The sequence below is a fragment of the Nocardia sp. NPDC058658 genome, from assembly GCF_042716665.1.
Taxonomy (GTDB): Bacteria; Actinomycetota; Actinomycetes; order Mycobacteriales; family Mycobacteriaceae; genus Nocardia.
In genome coordinates, this window is record NZ_JBHXRR010000024.1 from 34,656 (window position 1) to 51,795 (window position 17,140).

The 17,140-nt window shown below is 65.7% G+C and carries 19 protein-coding genes and 1 pseudogene; 8 read left to right on the forward strand and 12 right to left on the reverse strand.

Annotation, left to right across the window (positions count from 1 at the left end; genetic code table 11):
* Positions 1-12: 12 nt before the first annotated feature.
* Positions 13-669, reverse strand: coding sequence for a GAP family protein (locus ACFWUP_RS26015; RefSeq protein ID WP_379238589.1), 657 nt, complete (start codon positions 667-669; stop codon positions 13-15).
* 118 nt (positions 670-787) lie between these two features.
* Here ACFWUP_RS26015 and ACFWUP_RS26020 point away from each other — a divergent pair, with 118 nt between their 5' ends.
* A complete protein-coding gene (locus ACFWUP_RS26020; protein WP_379238591.1) occupies positions 788-1,210 on the forward strand; it encodes a DUF6325 family protein in 423 nt (140 codons plus the stop codon).
* A 13-nt stretch (positions 1,211-1,223) separates the two neighbouring features.
* Positions 1,224-1,541: an SHOCT domain-containing protein gene (locus ACFWUP_RS26025; RefSeq protein ID WP_379238593.1), complete on the forward strand. Its 318-nt coding sequence runs from the start codon at positions 1,224-1,226 to the stop codon at positions 1,539-1,541.
* Between the two features lie 87 nt (positions 1,542-1,628).
* On the opposite strand, the gene ACFWUP_RS26030 is transcribed toward ACFWUP_RS26025, so the two are convergent.
* From ACFWUP_RS26030 to ACFWUP_RS26045, 4 genes and pseudogenes are all read right to left on the reverse strand, one after another.
* The gene (locus tag ACFWUP_RS26030) at positions 1,629-2,594 is read right to left on the reverse strand and encodes a DUF389 domain-containing protein (RefSeq protein ID WP_379238647.1); all 966 of its coding nucleotides are present in this window, start codon (positions 2,592-2,594) and stop codon (positions 1,629-1,631) included.
* 381 nt (positions 2,595-2,975) lie between these two features.
* Positions 2,976-3,446, reverse strand: a pseudogene (locus ACFWUP_RS26035) (SulP family inorganic anion transporter); the annotation flags it as partial.
* Between the two features lie 29 nt (positions 3,447-3,475).
* Positions 3,476-5,371, reverse strand: coding sequence for an alkyl/aryl-sulfatase (locus ACFWUP_RS26040; protein WP_379238595.1), 1,896 nt, complete (start codon positions 5,369-5,371; stop codon positions 3,476-3,478).
* A gap of 33 nt (positions 5,372-5,404) precedes the next feature.
* Entirely contained in the window at positions 5,405-5,782 is a 378-nt protein-coding gene (locus ACFWUP_RS26045; protein WP_379238597.1) for an SHOCT domain-containing protein, read from the reverse strand.
* Between the two features lie 144 nt (positions 5,783-5,926).
* Between ACFWUP_RS26045 and ACFWUP_RS26050 the strand changes: the two genes are divergently transcribed.
* Positions 5,927-6,328 carry a hypothetical protein gene (locus ACFWUP_RS26050; protein WP_379238599.1) on the forward strand — a complete coding sequence of 134 codons (402 nt, stop codon included), beginning with the start codon at positions 5,927-5,929 and terminating at the stop codon, positions 6,326-6,328.
* A gap of 3 nt (positions 6,329-6,331) precedes the next feature.
* Here the strand turns inward: ACFWUP_RS26050 and ACFWUP_RS26055 are convergent, their stop codons facing one another.
* The 4 genes from ACFWUP_RS26055 to ACFWUP_RS26070 all read right to left on the reverse strand — a co-directional run bounded on the left by ACFWUP_RS26055 (position 6,332) and on the right by ACFWUP_RS26070 (position 10,538).
* A complete protein-coding gene (locus ACFWUP_RS26055) occupies positions 6,332-6,712 on the reverse strand; it encodes a nuclear transport factor 2 family protein (protein ID WP_379238601.1) in 381 nt (126 codons plus the stop codon).
* An 81-nt stretch (positions 6,713-6,793) separates the two neighbouring features.
* Entirely contained in the window at positions 6,794-7,369 is a 576-nt protein-coding gene (locus ACFWUP_RS26060) for a TerD family protein (RefSeq protein WP_379238602.1), read from the reverse strand.
* A gap of 82 nt (positions 7,370-7,451) precedes the next feature.
* On the reverse strand, positions 7,452-9,458 hold the full coding sequence (locus tag ACFWUP_RS26065) for a hypothetical protein (RefSeq protein WP_379238603.1): 2,007 nt from the start codon (positions 9,456-9,458) through the stop codon (positions 7,452-7,454).
* A 39-nt stretch (positions 9,459-9,497) separates the two neighbouring features.
* The gene (locus ACFWUP_RS26070; RefSeq protein ID WP_379238648.1) at positions 9,498-10,538 is read right to left on the reverse strand and encodes an acetyl-CoA carboxylase biotin carboxylase subunit family protein; all 1,041 of its coding nucleotides are present in this window, start codon (positions 10,536-10,538) and stop codon (positions 9,498-9,500) included.
* A gap of 369 nt (positions 10,539-10,907) precedes the next feature.
* Here ACFWUP_RS26070 and ACFWUP_RS26075 point away from each other — a divergent pair, with 369 nt between their 5' ends.
* From ACFWUP_RS26075 to ACFWUP_RS26085, 3 genes are all read left to right on the forward strand, one after another.
* Entirely contained in the window at positions 10,908-11,186 is a 279-nt protein-coding gene (locus tag ACFWUP_RS26075) for a hypothetical protein (protein ID WP_379238604.1), read from the forward strand.
* Positions 11,187-11,273: 87 nt separating this feature from the next.
* Positions 11,274-11,855, forward strand: a complete 582-nt coding sequence (locus tag ACFWUP_RS26080) for a TerD family protein (RefSeq protein WP_379238605.1) — start codon at positions 11,274-11,276, stop codon at positions 11,853-11,855.
* Positions 11,856-12,001: 146 nt separating this feature from the next.
* A complete protein-coding gene (locus ACFWUP_RS26085) occupies positions 12,002-12,331 on the forward strand; it encodes a hypothetical protein (protein WP_379238606.1) in 330 nt (109 codons plus the stop codon).
* Between the two features lie 58 nt (positions 12,332-12,389).
* On the opposite strand, the gene ACFWUP_RS26090 is transcribed toward ACFWUP_RS26085, so the two are convergent.
* On the reverse strand, positions 12,390-13,427 hold the full coding sequence (locus ACFWUP_RS26090) for a beta-ketoacyl-ACP synthase III (protein WP_379238607.1): 1,038 nt from the start codon (positions 13,425-13,427) through the stop codon (positions 12,390-12,392).
* 90 nt (positions 13,428-13,517) lie between these two features.
* Here ACFWUP_RS26090 and ACFWUP_RS26095 point away from each other — a divergent pair, with 90 nt between their 5' ends.
* Positions 13,518-14,099, forward strand: a complete 582-nt coding sequence (locus tag ACFWUP_RS26095) for a TetR/AcrR family transcriptional regulator (RefSeq protein WP_379238608.1) — start codon at positions 13,518-13,520, stop codon at positions 14,097-14,099.
* Between the two features lie 7 nt (positions 14,100-14,106).
* On the opposite strand, the gene ACFWUP_RS26100 is transcribed toward ACFWUP_RS26095, so the two are convergent.
* Positions 14,107-14,715, reverse strand: a complete 609-nt coding sequence (locus ACFWUP_RS26100) for a TetR/AcrR family transcriptional regulator (protein WP_379238609.1) — start codon at positions 14,713-14,715, stop codon at positions 14,107-14,109.
* 81 nt (positions 14,716-14,796) lie between these two features.
* On the opposite strand from ACFWUP_RS26100, the gene ACFWUP_RS26105 reads away from it, so the two are divergent.
* Positions 14,797-16,170, forward strand: coding sequence for an amidase (locus ACFWUP_RS26105; protein WP_379238610.1), 1,374 nt, complete (start codon positions 14,797-14,799; stop codon positions 16,168-16,170).
* Here ACFWUP_RS26105 and ACFWUP_RS26110 read toward each other — a convergent pair whose 3' ends face one another.
* The gene (locus ACFWUP_RS26110) at positions 16,171-17,139 is read right to left on the reverse strand and encodes an alpha/beta fold hydrolase (protein WP_379238611.1); all 969 of its coding nucleotides are present in this window, start codon (positions 17,137-17,139) and stop codon (positions 16,171-16,173) included. It lies immediately after the preceding gene.
* Position 17,140: the final 1 nt, after the last annotated feature.

A 17,140-nucleotide genomic window follows, 5' to 3' on the forward strand; every position in this document is an offset into this window, starting at 1 on the left:
GACCCCTCCTCGCTACAGCCCGCCGATGCCCTTACCGACCACCACGGTGCCCATGATCAACAGCACGATCGCCATCACCTCGTGATTGTTGTTCTGCAACCACTGGCGCAGACTGTCCAGCGGCGGCCGGAGTCGATCGGCGGCGAGCAGGTACCCGAGCACCACCGCCAGGACCGTCGACGAGGCCAGCAGGGTGAACACCACGATCGCGACCACCTCACTGCCCGCACTCAACCCGCCGGATCCGATCGCGACACCGGCCGACACACACAGCAGCAGGTTCTTCGGATTCACCGCCGACAGCACCACGCCGAGCCCGGTCGCCTTCAGCGGGGTGAGCGTGTCGATCGCCTGCATCCAGCCGGGCACCGAGGTGTCCGACCGCTCCTGCCACTGGATCACGGCCAGCACCACCAGGGCGGCACCCAGCACGATCTTGACCACCGAAGCGCCCTTCGACGGTGCGGTATCGGTCCCACCGAGCGTTCCCGCGAGCATGGTCAATACCCCGGTCACGACGAGGATTCCGGCGACCCATCCCGCGGCGAATCCCACCGCCGCACCGCGGGCGTTCTTGGCCATGATCATCAGAATGGCCGCGATGATCGGGATCGGTGAGAGCGCGACACCCACCGCCAATGGCAGGAGACCGCCGAGTACTGAGCCCATGCCACGACGCTAGGCGGGGCGGTGCGCGGCCCGCCTCACACTTTCCGGGTGAACTGCACCCGCATTCATCCGAATCGGGTGAAGCAGCGGGGGCCTGATCAGCGGCATGATTCGGCACATGGGATCACCAGCAACGCTCGGACCGGTCGAATTCCTTGTGCTCACCTTTCCCGGTACCGAGATCGACACCGCCGTCTCGGCGGCACTGACCGAGGTCGTCGCGCAGGGCACGGTCACCCTGCTCGACCTGATCGTGCTGTCCATGGACGCCGCGGGCGTCGTCACCGAACGCGAGATCGACGACGACATCGCCGCGGTGGGGCTGACCGGCCTGACCGCTGCCGACATCGACTTCGTCAGCGACGACGACCTCGACGTCGTCCGCGCGTCGATGGAACCCGCTACGACCGCCGTCGTCATCGTTTTCGAACAAACATGGGCAACGCGGCTGGCGGGGGCGGTGCGCGCGGCCGACGGCGAGGTCGCCTTGCACGTGCGGGTTCCGCATGACGCTGTCGACGCCGTGCTCGCCCTCGCCTAGGAAGGACACCGTCATGCCACTTCGGAGAGGCCGCGTCGGGCGGCCAGGACTGCTCGGCGCCGTCGCCAGAACGGCCGTCGTCGCGGGCACCGCCACCGCCACCTCGAACGCGGTGAACCGGCGGGGAGCGCGACGCGCCGCCGAGCAACAGTCCTACGCCGAGCAACAGGCGCCCCCACCGCCCCCGCAGCAGGTTTACGCACCCGCGCCTGCCCCGGTGTCCGGCGGCGACGACACTGTCGCCCAGCTCAGCACATTGGCCGAACTGCATTCCTCGGGCGCGCTCTCGGACGCCGAATTCGCGGCCGCGAAAGCGAAACTGCTCGGCTGATCCGGACAGACGAGGGCCGCTGGCGACTGGAATCCGCCCTGCTCGCCGGCGGCCCTCGCTGTGTGGCTCGCCCGAGTGAACTGTGCCCTACTGCACGCGACCACCGACGGTGTGGACGATGACCACCTGCGGGTTCCACGGCACCAGCTCATCCACCTTCTGCTGCAACGCTTCTCGCGGTGGCAGCTCCTGCGGTGCGAGCACCGACACCGTCGCGACATCGCTGTGCAGGGTGACGTCGAGAACCTGCGCGTCCGGCGAGTCACGCAGCCAGTCCTGCGCCGCGTCGGAGATCTGACCGGCCCACAGGGTGGTCAGCGAGTTGAGCACCATCGGCACGGCCACCAGCACCAGCGCCGACCCCAGCACGATGTAGGCCTTGCCGCGCCCCAGCGTCGACGGATCCGCGTCGCGCGCATAACCCGCGATGAGCAGCACGATCGTCGAGGTGATGATCATCGCGACGACGTTGGACGCGAACAGCACGAACGCCCCACCGGCGAGCGCGGGCGCGTGCGAACCCAGACATACGCCCACCACCCCGAGCGGCGGCACCAGTGAGATCGCGATCGCCACGCCGGGCAGCACATCGCCGACATCACGGCGGGTGATCGCGATGGCGGCGACCAGGCCGGTCGCCATCGCCGCGGTGAGGTCCATCAGTTTCGGCGAGGTCCGCCCGACCACCTGCGCGTTGGACAGCACATTGACCGGATTGGGCAGCAACTGCGCGAACAGGAAGCCGAGCGTGACCACCACGACGATCCCCGCCAGCACCAGCAGCAGGCTCCGGCCGAGCAGCGGCGCGCGCCCGGTCACCACGCCCAACGCCACCCCGAGGATCGGAATCGACAGCGGCGCGACGATCATCGCGCCGATCACCGTGGCGGTGGAATCGCCGACGACGCCTGAGATCGCGATCACCGCCGACAGCACCAGCATGATCCAGAACGCCGACCGCTTCGACCCGACCGCGCCCACCGACAGATCCAGTTTGTCGGTCAGCTCGTCGAGCGTTCGACGTTGTTCCTGCGGGACCAGAAAGCTCAGCATGACGGTCCTTTCCGCTGCTCTCGATGAATGCGGACCTCGGCATCGGCGTAGGCCGGCCAGCGTCGACTCGCAGCCACCTTGCCGACCACCCCGGCCAGCGCGACCAGGATCACCAGAATCCACAGCCCCGACCACATTCCGCCCCAGCGACCACGCGCACCGGAGGAGACATTGATCGCCGCCTGTCCCACCGACCCGCCGACCGGCATCCCCGGAACAGCCCGGCGAAGATATTACCGATGCCCTGGGCGGTGAAGTCGCGATCGACCGAGGTCCGCGAGCCGCCCGGGTTCGGCGCCGACTCGGCCACCCGGCGCCCTGCACCAGCACGATCACGGTCACCGCCAGCGCCCCGACCACCAGCGACGGCGAGAACGCGCCCAGGTCGGGCAGGTGCGGCAGCGGGATGCCGGTGGGGATCTCGCCGGTGTCGGCGACCGTGCCGATCTCGTTCCAGCCGAAGACGAGCATCACGACCATCGGCACGATCAGGGCGAACAGCGACGCGACCGTGCGCAGCCGCGTGTACGCGAGCCCGATCAGCAACAGCACCGCGACGACCCCGACGACCGCGGCCCGCCAGTCGAAGTCGAACGGATGCAGCGCCTTCTGCACCGCCAGTGATCCCTGCACCGGCGCGCCGAGCAGGCTCGGGAGCTGGCCGAACAGGATATTGGCCGAGATGCCGAGCAGGAACCCGGTCATCACCGAATGCGAGACGAACCGGGTGTATTTGCCAAGGCGCAGGATCGCGGCGACGATCATCATCGCGCCCGCGATCAGCGTCAACATGACGAGCGCGCCGGCCCGCTGATCCGGTTCGACCTCGCTCATGGTCGATGTGGCGCCCATCGCATCTCCTTCGCCGACGGACCCGTGGATCAGGGAGTGACGATCGCGAAATCCGGGTCGGGGGTATCGAGGTAGCCGACCAGTTCCGCCAGTGCGGTGGGGTCACCGTCGACGGTGACGCGGCCGTCGCCGATCATCGTCGCGAGATCCGCCCCACCGAGCAGTACCGCGCGCAGATCGGACTCGGTGAGCGCGAATGTCGCTGCGGCATACGGCAGTTCGCCCTCTACGTCGAAGTGGACGAGCAGTCCGTTGCGCAGTTCGGTGCGATGCACGATGCCGGAATCGGTGATCCGCCAGTCGATCACGATCTTCGCGTCCCACGCGCGCGGCCCGTCGACCCGAAGGGCGAGCGCGTCGAACACCTGCTCCACCGACAGCGCGGCGGCGATGTCGGCCGACGAACTCGACAGTGGCGTACCGACATTGCCGTTGCGGAGCTCGTAGGCGCCCATCAGGTAGAAGTTGCGCCAGGTGCCGTTCTCGCAGCCGTAGCCGAGTTGTTCGAGGGTGTCGGCTTGCAGCGTCTTGGCCTCGGCATTGTCGGGATCGGCGAAGATCACGTAGTTGAGCACCTGGGCGACCCAGCGGAAGTCGCCCTCGGCGTAGGACTTTCGTGCTTTCGCAACGACTTCGTCTGCGCCGCCCATGAATTCGACATGGCGAACCGCGGACGGGACGGGTGGGTGCTGCCAGAGGTTGGCCGGATTGCCGTCGAACCAGCCCATGTACCGCTGATAGATCGCCTTGACATTGTGGCTCACCGAACCGTAGTAGCCGTGGGTCGACCACGAGTTCACGATGGCCGGCGGCAGGGCGAAGTCCTCGGCGATCTCGATACCGGTGGCGCCCTTGTTCATTGCGCGCAACGTCTGGTCGTGCAGGTAGCCGTAGAGGTCGCGCTGGATCGACAGGAACTCCGTCAGCCGCTCGGTTCCCCAGGTCGGCCAGTGGTGGGAGGCGAATACGACATCGGTGCGGGCGGCGTACCGGTTGATCGCCTGGGTGAGGTAGCTCGACCAGACGTGCGGGTCGCGCACCAGCGCACCGCGCAGGGTCAGCAGGTTGTGCAGGGTGTGGGTGGCGTTCTCGGCCATGCACAGCGCCCGCCGCTGGGGGAAGTAGAAATTCATCTCCGACGGCGCCTCGGTGCCCGGCGTCATCTGGAACTCGATGTCGACACCGTCCACTGTCACCGTTTGCCCGGTGTGGTCGATGTAGACCATCGGCGAGATCAGGGTCGGGGTGCCGGTCGAATTCGTCGGCCCGAGACCGGCTCCGACCGCGCCTTTCGGACCACGGGGCAGCGCGGCGCCGTACATGTATGCCGCCCGGCGCGCCATCGCGGTGCCCGCGTACACGTTCTCCTCGACCGCGTGCTCGGTGAAACCGACCGGCGCGATGATCGGGCAACGCCCGGCGGCGACGTCTTCTTCGCTGGTCACACCCTTCACACCGCCGAAATGGTCGATGTGGGAGTGGGAGTAGATCACCCCCACGACCGGGCGATCCCCACGATGCTCGCGATACAGCGCCAGCCCGGCTGCGGCGGTCTCCTCCGAGATCAGTGGATCGATCACGATCACGCCGGTATCGCCTTCGACCAGCGTCATATTCGACAGATCGAACCCGCGAATCTGATAAATACCGTCGGCGACTTCGTACAGCCCTTGCTTCACACACAATTGCGACTGCCGCCACAGGCTCGGATTCACCGTCGGCGGGCACTCGCCGTCGAGGAAGGAATAGGCGTCGATATCCCACACCACATCGCCGTCGGCCTTCGTCACCACCCCCGGTATCAGGGCCGCGACGAAACCGCGTTCGGCATCGGCGAAATCCTGGGTGTCACCGAACGGTAGCGCGCGCAACAATGTCTGGTTGTTCGCCTCGACGCGGGCAGAGGCGCCCTGCTGACTGATCATCGGATCCCCATCTGTGAGCGACAACGGTCGGTTTCAGGCGAGCGCTCTGGCCTTGAGCTGCTGGAATTCCGCGTCGGTGATGGTCCCGGCGTCGAGCAACTTCTTCGCATCGGCGATCTGCGCGGCGGAACTGGTGCCCGCGGTCTGGCGGATGTAGTCGTCGGTCGCCGTGCGTTCCTGCTTCTGCGCCTGCTCGGTGCGCTCGGCCATTCCGTCACCGCGGGCGATCAGATACACCAGGCCGGTGATCAGCGGGAAGACGATCAAACACACCACCCAGATCGCCTTCGCCCAGCCCGAGACGGACTTGTCCCGGAAAAGGTCGGTGAGGATGTAGAACAACAACATCAAATAGGCGACAAAGCAGAAGCTCACGATGATGATCCAGAGAAAATCCCACACCGACGACATGATTCACCCTCACTGTTGTGATGCGTGCACACCAACCGGTGGTCACGGTTCAATCCATGCCGCCATCGTCGCGGGGAACCCGGTCGCACACATCATCCGAATCGGGTGAATACGGATCGTCCTCGACGGTTCTACGGTCGAACGATGACCACCACCTCCCATCCCGTCCGTCAAGGCCTCGCCGCGGGCATCACCATGCTCGCGGCGATCCTGCTCCTGGTGGCAGGCACACTGGGCATCCTGCGCGGCATCGCCGGGGTCACCAAGGACGAGGTATTCCTGATACCGAGCGAGTACAGCTACCAGTTCGACGTGAGCACTTGGGGCTGGATCCACCTCGTGCTCGGCATCCTCTTCGTCGCCGTGGCGATCGGCATGATGGTGACCGCCACCTGGGCGCGCGTCTTCGCCTACTGCCTGCTGGCCCTGTCCATCATCGCCAATTTCCTGTCGCTGCCGTACTACCCGGCGTGGGCGGTGATCGTGATCGTGATCGACCTCGTCGTCATCTGGGCGCTGTCCACCTGGAACCCCGACCGAATCTGAACGCTACTTCTTGGTGGCGGTGATCTGAGTCAGCAGGCAGCGCCATCGGCCGTCGGCGTGGATGAAGGCGTCGGTGGTCCATTCGTCGGCATCGAACCGAACGCCTTGGTAGTGGGCGGTATTGGTGATGCGGGTCGACAGCAGCGCGAGGTCGCCGTGGTAGCGGATTCGGGGATCACCGACTCGCTGAAACGCTGAATGGGTGAGGTCACCGGATCGAACGAAGGCCAGGAACTGCGCGGCGGTGGTGATCCCGTTCTCGGAGACCATGACCCATTCGTCGGCCATGAACGAGCCGATCCGATCCGCGTCGTTGGCGACGATCGCGACCTGCCATTCGTCGAGCACTGCCAGAAGTTGGTTGTCGAGGGACGTAGTTGTCATGGTCCAACGTTAGGACGGCCATCCCACCCCGTCTTGGACGAATGGAATGGCCGCCCGGTGCGCTGTTCGGAACTTCGAGATCTACAGCGCGACGCCGAAATCGCGGGCGATGCCTTCCAGGCCGGAGGCGTAGCCCTGGCCGGTGGCGCGGAACTTCCACTCGGCACCGTTGCGGTACAGCTCGCCGAAGACCATGGCGGTTTCGGTGGAGGCGTCCTCGGAGAGGTCGTAGCGGGCCAGTTCCTCACCGTTGCTGCGGTCGAGGACGCGGATGTAGGCGTTGCGCACCTGGCCGAAGGACTGGCTGCGGGCAGCCGCGTCGTAGATCGAGACCGGGAAGACGATGGAGTCGATGGTGGCCGGGGTGTTGGCCAGGTCGACGTTGATCACCTCGTCGTCGCCCTCGCCCTCACCGGTCTTGTTGTCACCCGCGTGCTCGATCGCGCCTTCGGGCGACTTGAGGTTGTTGAAGAAGACGAAGTGCCCGCTGGACACGACCTTCTTGTCGGCGCCGAGGCCGATCGCGCTGGCATCGAGGTCGAAGTCGGTGCCGGTGGTGGTGCGCAGATCCCAGCCGAGGCCGACCGCGACGGCGGTGAGGTTCGGCGCTGCCTTGGTCAGTGAGACATTGCCACCCTTGGACAAGCTGACACCCATATCGAGAACTCCCCTACGTCATCGCGGCACACAGCGCACCGACGCCAACACCCTAGCCGTCGACTCTGAACATTTGCTGTGATCAATCCTGTTCGGCCGCACCCGATTCCACCGGCATCCGATCGGCACCCCAGCTGCGGTGGATGTAGCCGATCACCCGGTCGAGTTCCGCGCGCTCGACAGCGGCCATCTCCCCCGGTTCCAGGGGATCGAAATGGAAGATGTAGAGGCGAGAAGCGAATTGCTCGAACGGCAACGAGGCTTCGCCGAAACGTTCACCGTGCCCGGCGGTTCCGACGACGACCCCGTCGCCCCAGTCCTGACCGCTGTCGTTGTTCGGGTTGTAGAAGTACACCCGCATCACGTCCTGCGGGTCGAGGCTCACCCGCAGCACCGTGATCGCGTGCCAGCCCACGAAGCGGGCCGCGCTGTCGGTGACGGCGATCCCGGCCGGCTGCGGGTGGATCACCGGCTGGTTGCCGTTGTAGAACGGGTGATAGCCGGCGTAGAAGTGGCGCAGGAATTCGTCGAGGTCGGTCAGGTTTCCGGTGGCCACGTCGACATTGATCCGGAAGCCGCGACCCGACCACCAGCCGTGGAATTCCGGGTTGATCCAGCGGTGCGGGTCGCCGTCACGGCCGATGCAGTGCCGTCCCATCTCGGCGTAGATCCGGTCGAGATGCGGTACCACCAGCAGTGACACCGGGTCCAGATCCTGTTGCAGCGCAGTCGATTCCGTTCCGTCGGCCGGGCGAGAGGAGATCGGCTGCCCTTCGAAATGCATGACGATCTCGTCGTCGCGCGCGGCCCAGACCACCGTCTGCAGTAGATAGTCGGGGTCGTTGTAAGCCCACATCGACAGCGCCCGCGCCGACTGGCAGGTGGGGTTGTCGCCCTGCCCGATCCCCAGTGGCAAGCCGAGCACCGACAGCACCCCCGCCAGCAACCACGCCCTCGGCTCCGGCGTCGGCCCGAACACCCGGGTCAGCCGCTCACACGAATGCGGCGAAAGCCGCAGTGCCAGTTGACGCCACAGCGCGGGCGCGACCGGCGGCTGATAGAGGATGCCGCGTTCGAGCATGAGCGTGAGCCCGTAGACGCACTGCGCCGTTTCGACGTGCACCGCCTGGTCGATCAGGCTGCGCACCAGTTCGTGATAGCAGAGCAGGCTGTCGCGCCCGGTGCTCGACAAACCCATCGCCTCACCGAGCAGGTACTCGCCCTTGCTGAGCAGAAAGCGCAGCAGCACAGCGTGATACGGCGAGACCAGGCCGGTGTCGTGCAGGGATCGCGCGAATCCCGTTGCCTCGTACTGCAATGCGCTGTCGTCCATCGATTCCAGTCGCGCACGGTAGATCTCGACGCCCGGGTCTTCCCGGCACCCCTCGGTGGTGCCGTAGAGACTGCTGATCAACCGATCGGCACCGAGGCCGCTGGCGCCCAGATCCACGTCGGGATTCGCTCTGGCAACAGCGATCTGGGTGATCATCCGCTTGACCCCGTCGACCTGGATGGGCCGCTGGCGCAGGATCCGCCAGATCTCGTCGACCAGGTTTTCCAGGACCTTCTCGTACCCGACCTCGGCGACCAGGTAGTGCAGCAGCTCGCGCGAGACCTGCGCCATCCGGCCCTGCTGTTCGCGTTCGGCCTCGGTGGGCGGGGCGAACAGCAGGGTCAGATTCACCGCGAGCACCTGGGACAGATGATCATTGGCCTGCTCGGCCGAGATCAGCGGATGCTTGTAGTCACCCTTGGCGACCGCGAGCAGCCGCAGATTGCTCACCGCCTCCAACACCACCGTGTCGGCGTTGGCGCTGCGCAACGAACCGGTGCTCAGCGCCGGGATGAGGATCTGCGGCTGCGCCCAATCCGTACCGAGGAACAGGCCCGCGGACTCCAGCTTTTCGGCCCGTTCGCGCACCGCGGCACATCCGCCGGGCAGCATCAGCACCCGCCGCAGGGCATCCATCACCCTGGGCAGTTTCACCATCTTGCCGAAATCGCCAGCGTCCGCGAGGGACTGCGTGGCGTGGTCCACCGTGGCGAGACGCCGGGCCGAGCTTGCCGCGTCGTGGCCGTCTGGACTCAATCGCCGATCCCTTCGCACATCCGTTGCCCTGGCAACAGATCAGATATAGAAGTCGAGCTCTTCTTGTCGCTTCAACAGATCCCGCATAGTGTACGGGTCCTCGCCGAAGAAATAGAGCAGACCCCAATGATTACCGAATGCAGTACGTTTGGTGACCTTTTCGGCCTGCGGTGCGGTGAGTTCGTGCGAGTCGAAGTAATCGTGATCTTCGGTCTCCGGCGGCACCGACAGTCGACTCACCACGCGCCGACGCGGATAAACACCGAAGCAACCCGCGTGACCGGTGGCATCCACCACTTCCTTCGGGAAGAACTCGTCGATCTCGGCCTCGGTGGTTTTCGGATCGAACGCGAGCACCAGTGCATGATAGGCATTGAAACCGTAGGTCCGTTCCAGCAGCTCGAACACCTTGAAACCCGGCGGGCGGTAGGCGACTTCGCCGAAATACATCTCCCCGTCGCTGGTGACGAAGTACTCGGGGTGAATGAAACCGAATTCGATATCGAAGGTCTTGATCAGCTTCTCGACCTGCCGGGTGATCTCGGGCCGGTACTTCTCCAGCTCCGGGGTGGCGGGCACGAACACCGAGTACCCGAGCGTCACGTACTCCGAGATGTTCAGAAAAGCGATGCGGCCGTTGTGCACCCAGGCCTCGACCGCGAACTCCCACCCGTCCAGGTGCGATTCCATCAGCATCGGGAACTCGTCGTCGGGGATCGTGTCGACCTCGTCGGGGGTCCGGATGATCCGATGGCCGAGGCAACCCGCTTTGTCGAATGCCTTGAGGTGAATCGGATCGTTGGGATCACCGTCGAGTTTCAGCAATGTTTGATTGACCCGCTTGAGGAAGCGGATCACGTCGTCGCGTTCGTGCGCCTCTTCGAAAATGCCGACCCGGATACCGCCGAGTTGCGCGCGCCGCTTCATCAACGATTTGTCACGCAGCAGCATGGACTGACCGAGCAGGCGGGGATTGTCGAGCAGGACGGAATTGATCGCGCCCGCCCATTCCACCGTCTCCTCGAAGATCGGAATGGCGACGTCGACCCCTTTCGCCTTCAGGGTCTCCGCGATCTCCATCGAACGGTCGTTGAGCCGCTCGAAATCCCAGGGGATATAGGGAATGTCGTGCTCTGTGCAATAATCCTGCGCCCACGCGGGGGCGACCACGATATAGCGGCGATCGAACCGATCAACCGCCTCGACGGCGTTCAAACTCCAGCCGAGTAGCGCTACGTAACCTTTGTTCGGGTTTCGACTTTTCGATTCGTCAGCTGAAATCGACAAACCTGATCCCTCCTCGAACTCCGCGGCCCGGGCACCGTGACTCGGGCGAATCCCTGCAGGGCCGCTATTCCCCTGGGGTACCCGGCACCCGCGCGACCAACCATGACGAAGCTGTGACCGGCCCGATCAGCACCCGACCCACGGCGCGGCTACGCTCGGGGAATGCCCGGTCCCGAGACCCTGCCGCCGCCACGCAACGGCGCCGGCCTCACGGCATTGGTGCTCGGCATCATCGCCTGCGCGGTCTCCTTCATTCCCGTAGTCAGCGAGTTCGTGGCCGCCCCAGCCGGAATCGGGGCCGTGGTCGCCGCATTCGTCGGCTGGGATCGGATCGAGAACGGCGTGGCCACCAACCGCGCCGACACGATCGCGGGCGGGATTCTCGGCGCGGTGGCGCTCGCGGTGACGGCACTGGTCTACCTCGCGACACATTCGGGCTGACCTGCCGAAGTTGTTGTCGGGCAACGTGCTCGGCGGGCGGCGAACTGTTGGTCTGCACGTGCGCGACGAAGTCCGTAGCCTGAGTTCGTGATTACTCTCAAGAAGGAAGACGGCGCGGCCGATCTCGCCGGTATCACCAAAATGAGCGTGGGGGTGAGCTGGGATCCGTCGGCGGGTTCCAGCGGTGGAATTCTCGGCATGGCCCGGCGCAAGCGCGGTGTCGACCTCGATCTGATCGCCGTGCTGTTCCAGGGCGGTGAGCCGGTGCGGTTCGCCGGTCTGGATTCGCTCGACCCGCTCGGCAACGGATCGGTGCTGCACACCGGCGACGAGCAGACCGGTGCGGCCGCGGGCGACGACGAGACCGTGCACGTCACCTTCGCCAACGTGCCCCCCGCCATCGACTCCATCGTTTTCGTCGCCGTCGCGTTCAAGAAGGGATCCTCCTTCGAGAAGGCGAACAACGTTTCGTTCAAGATCTACGACGCGACCGGTGGCGACACCCAGCCCGTCGCCGATATCTGGCCGTCGCTGCTCGGTGCGGAAAACGCCAACGCGATCGCGCGGACCTTCCGCAACGGCCCGGTCTGGCAGCTGGAAGTCCTCGACCGCAAAGGCAAGATCAAGCAGGGTGATCGTCAGGCGTTACTGCGCTTCGCCATCGGCTGACGCCACCGCGGTAGGGCTCGGCGCACGCCGCGCCGGGCTCCGCCGCGCCGACCTCCCCTTTTCGCACATTTGCGACATCAGCGAAGTTCGTCAAGTCCACGCGATTTCGGTGTTCCCTGAATAGTTGCTGCGATACGGTTTTCCGCATGGACGACATCGAGTTGGATTTGCCGAGCGTCGCTACTTCCCACAACGCCGGACGCATTCTGGAAATCGGCGCAGTCGGTCTGCGCAACCCCCTGCCCATCGACGGCGAACAGACCCACGCCTACGTCTGCTGCGTCGACGGCACCACCCTGCAACTCCCGGATTCCCTGCAGAACTGGGCCATGCAAACCCTCGCCGCGAACTTCGACCTCCGCGCCACCGGCCTCCCGTCGCTGTTCCCCTGCCGCTTCGAATTCGGCATCCGCGACGGCGCCGCCTACGCGATCCCGGTCACCGAACGCTCCCAGCGCGAAAAGGCCAACGCATGACAACCTGACGAGGGACTCACCGGCGTCACCAGCCCGGCCGACGAACCCCGGCCCGGAGTCAGACGATCGGGGGTAGGTGGACTACCTGGCCTGCGTAGGCCAGGCCGGCGCCGAAGCCGAGCAAGAGTGCGGTGTCGCCGGGGTTGGCGGCTCCGGAGCGGATGAGTTGTTCCATGGCCATCGGGATGGATGCGGCGCTGGTGTTGCCGGTTTCGATGATGTCGCGGGCGACGGCTACCTGCTCGGGCAGGCCGAGGGTGCGGATCAGGGCGTCGGTGATGCGGATGTTGGCCTGGTGGGGAACGAACGCGTCGAGGTCGGCGGCGGTGATGCCCGCGAGGTCGAGTGCGTCGCGGCACGCCTTCTCCAAAAAGGTGACGGCCCAACGGAATACCTCGGTGCCGTTCATCCGGATGTAGGGGCGCTGTGTGGTGCCGCCGCTCGCCTCGGCCGCGGCGACTTCGGCGAAGTACTCCGCGAAATCCTTGTCCTGCTTGATCGCCGAGGTGCGACTGCCGTCGGAGCCCCACGCGACCGGCCCGATCCCCTCCTGCTCGGCCGGGCCCACCACCACAGCGCCCGCGCCGTCGGCGAAGATGAACGCGCACCCGCGGTCGGTGGTGTCGAGTAGATCCGACAGCCGCTCCACCCCGATCACCAGCACGTAGCGCACCTGACCCGAGCGCACCAGGTTCGCCGCGTCCGCCAGCGCGTAACAGAACCCCGCGCATCCTGCGGAAATGTCGTAGGCGGCGGTGTCGTGCATGCCGAGTTCGGTGGCCACCACCGCGCCCGCCGACGGACCGAGCACCATCTGCGACGAGGTCGCCAGCACCACCGCATCCATCTGGTCGGCCGCGAGTCCGGCCGCCCGCAGCGCGTCCTCGGCAGCCGCCACGCTCATCGACACGATCGTCTCGTCGGGCTCGGCCCAGTGCCGGGCGGCGATCCCGGAACGGGTCTTGATCCACTCGTCCGAGGACTCGATCGCCTCGACGATCTCGGAGTTGGGCACAACGCGACGCGGCCGATATACACCGAGACCACAGAGTTGCGCGTGGGTGACCGGAACCGCGGTGGCAATGGGGGTGGGCATGGCATCCTCTCCATATGAACCGATCGGTTCACCTAGGTATAGGTCTAACATGAACCGATCGGTTCAATCAAGGGGTAGGAGAAAGATCGGATGGCTGCCGGACCACGCGCCCGACTCATCGAACACACCATCAGCACCGTTCAGGAACACGGCGTCCACGCGTCCACGCTCAGCGAACTGCTCGAGCGCAGCAACACCTCGCGCAACTCGCTGTATCAGCACTTCCCTTCCGGCAAAGGCGAATTGGTGCAGACGGCGGCCCGGATCGTCACCCGCCTGGTGTACTCACATGTGAGCGCGATGGCCGATTCCCTGCAGACCGCACCATCGGCCCAGCAGTGGCTCACCGACCTGCTCGCCTTCTGGCGCACGCCGCTGGAAAAGTCCGATTACGCCGCCGGTTCGTTCATGATGGCCGCCGCACTCGACGAACTCGACCCCGCCGTCCAGTCCATCGCGGGCCAGGCCTTCGCCGAGTGGACCGCGCGCCTGGCCGACGGGATCGTCGCCGCCGGGATCGAACGGTCGACCGCGGTGTCACTGGCCGGGTTCCTGCTCACCACCATCGAGGGCACGATCGTGCACAGCCGCGCGCTCAAGTCCGCGCACCCGTTCGACCAGGCGGTCACCCAGCTGACGATCCTGTTCAACGTGCACCTGTCGCAGCGCTAGGCGTGCGTCAGCGCAACAAGCCGTTGGCGATGACGTCGGCGGCCGCCTCGAGAAGCTCACGCAACTCGGATTCATCGCGACGCAGCTGATCCGGTCGCCAGTTGAGACTGATGATGCCGTTCCACGCGGCGAGCAGCACCATGGCGACCTTCTTCGCGTCGACCGACCGCGCCACCCCGGAATCGATCGCCGCCTGAATAGCCACCACCATCCGGTCGTTCTGTTCGTTGATCTGCCCGGCCATCCGCTCGGCCAGCGCACGGCCCGCGGTGTACTGGCCGGGATCGACGGGGAACGCCAGCATCCGGAAGTACTCGGGATATTGCAGGTAGAACTGCAGATACTGCTCGCCGACCGCGTAGAGCTGCTCGGCGGGCGTGCGGTCAGCAGTGAAGGCCACATCCATGAAAGATCGGTCAACCTCGAGCACCCGTTCGACCACAGCGGCATGCAGTCCGGCCTTGGAGCCGAAGTGGTTGTAGATCGAACCGACTGCCACCCCGGCACGTTCGGCGATCTCTTCCACCGTGACACTCTCCAGCGACCGGCTTCGAAAAGTTTCCTCCGCCGCTTTCAACAACGCCTCGATCGTCCGCAGTTTCCTGGCATCCACCATGAATCCTCTTGTATCCATTGCAAGAACTCGCCCGAATTGTTAGTCTACTTCACATACTTTGCAACCATTGGAAGAAGCCCGATGACCGCCGCCCACCTCGGCCTGCGAGCGCTCGCTGACGCACTCGCGCAGGGCAAAGTCTCGTCACACGCGGTCGTGAGCGCCGCGCTCGACCGCATCGAGGCAAGCCGAACCACTCTCAACGCATTCCGGGTGATCCGACGTGAACACGCTCTGGCCGAAGCGATCACAGCCGACCACCGCATCGCCGTCGGCGACCCAGCGCCGCTTCTAGGTGTCCCGATAGCGATCAAGGACGACACCGACATCGCCGGCGAACCAACGGCTTTCGGCTGCGGTGGCGACTTCACTCCGAAGCAGGCCGATGCCGAAGTGGTTCGCAGACTCCGCCACGCGGGCGCAGTCATCGTGGGCAAGACCAACACCCCGGAGTTGGGCCAATGGCCGTACACCAGCGGCGACGCCTTCGGATATACCCGAAATCCCTGGGCTGCCAACCGATCTCCCGGCGGCTCGTCCGGCGGCAGCGCCGCCGCGGTAGCTGCGGGACTTGTGCCCGCTGCCCTCGGCTCCGACGGCGGCGGCTCGATCCGCATCCCCGCTTCCTGGACCGATCTGGTCGGCATCAAACCGCAACGCGGGCGGATTCCGACCTCGCCACACTCCGAGCTCTATTACGGGTTGACCGTCCTCGGCCCACTGGCCCGCACCGTCGCGGACGCGACACTCCTGCTCGATATCGCCGCTGAAACGACCTTCTCAGCGGCGCTGGACATTGAGCCGGGCAGGCTGCGAATCGCGTTGTCGACGAAGCCGCCATTCACCGCGTCCCGGATGCCGGTCGACCCCGAGGTCGAAGCAGCGCTCGCCCATATCTCCCACACGCTGCGCGGACTCGGTCACACGCTGATACGAGGCGAGCCGAATTATTCTCCAGCCCTGAGCTTCTCGATGATCACGCGGATCGTTGTGGGGATGCGAGAGCGTCTGGCAGCCCTGCCCGACGCGCGGGTCGATCCGCGGACCAGGGCCAAAGCCGCGCGGGGCGCTCTCCTGACCGGGCCGATATTGCGGGCGGGACGTGCGGTGGAACCGCGACTACGCCGACAGGTCGGCCGGCTCTTCGACGAGGTCGACCTGATTCTCGCACCGACGACGGCATGCCCGCCGCCACCCATCGATGTCGTCGACGGTCTCGGCAACACCGCGACCGACCGTATTGTGCTCGGGACAATCCAATTCACGTTTCCGTGGAATGTGCTCGGCTGGCCGAGTGTGAACATTCCGGCCGGACTCACCGCCGACGGTCTACCGGTGGGAGCACAGTTGATGGGCCCACCCGATTCGGAACCGCTGCTGGTTTCGGTTGCCGCGCAGCTGGAGTCGGAGCTGCGGTGGGACCTTCGGCAACCTACCCCGTGGTGGGAACGCTGACTACGGCTGCTCGTTGCCTGTGTCGAGGAACTCGAGGACCTGCGAGACGACGACGCCGGGACTGTCCACCTGAACGAAATGCGACGAGCGATCGACCCACCGCAATCGCGCGTTCGGGATCAGTTCGGCCAACCGCGCGCCGACTGTGGGCGACACCAACGGGTCCTGGCAGGAGTAGATCAGCTGCAGCGGCACGGGAAAATCCACACCCTTGGCGGCCTGTCGCTCCAGCAGCGCGATGAACTCGGCGAAATCGTGCGGGCTCATCACTTCCCGCAGGTAGTCCGCGAACGCGCGGGTTCCCGCGACGGTCCGCAGCGGGTCGCCGTACTCGCGCATCTCCTCACGGGACTTGTGCGCGTCGTCGTAGTAATGCACCGCCTGATGCGCCCAGCGCTGCGTGTCGCGACGAATCCACCAGCCGAGAATGTCCCCGGCGCGTGGCACCGACAACACCGCCCGCAGCGCGTGCAACCTGACCTGCGGGAAAGCGGGCGCGTGGATGGTGACCACCTTCGAAAACGCACCGGGGTCGGCCAACGCCTGACGCATCACCAGGTACCCGCCCAACGAATTGCCGACGACAGGGCACCCGCGAATCCCGATCGCGGACTGAAAGTCCGCGATCCATGCCGCCAGCCGCGGCGCCGACAAACCTTGCGCCGGTATTCCACTGCGACCGGCGCCGGGCAGATCAGGGATGACAAGGCGATACCGGGCGCCCAGCCCATCCAGCACATCACGCCACGAGTAACCACTGGTCATGAGTCCGTGCACGAGCAACAGCGGCGCACCGACGCCGTATTCCCGGTAGTGCGTGCGCACCGAGCCCAACGCCGCCGAATCCACGTCGATATCGTGCGCGGTCGCGGTGAAATACGGATGTGCCCGACGGGGGAATTCGGGTAGATCCGAGAACGCTTGCTGCCGGAACGGACGGCCTACGGTGCTGTCGGACTGGATCGGCATA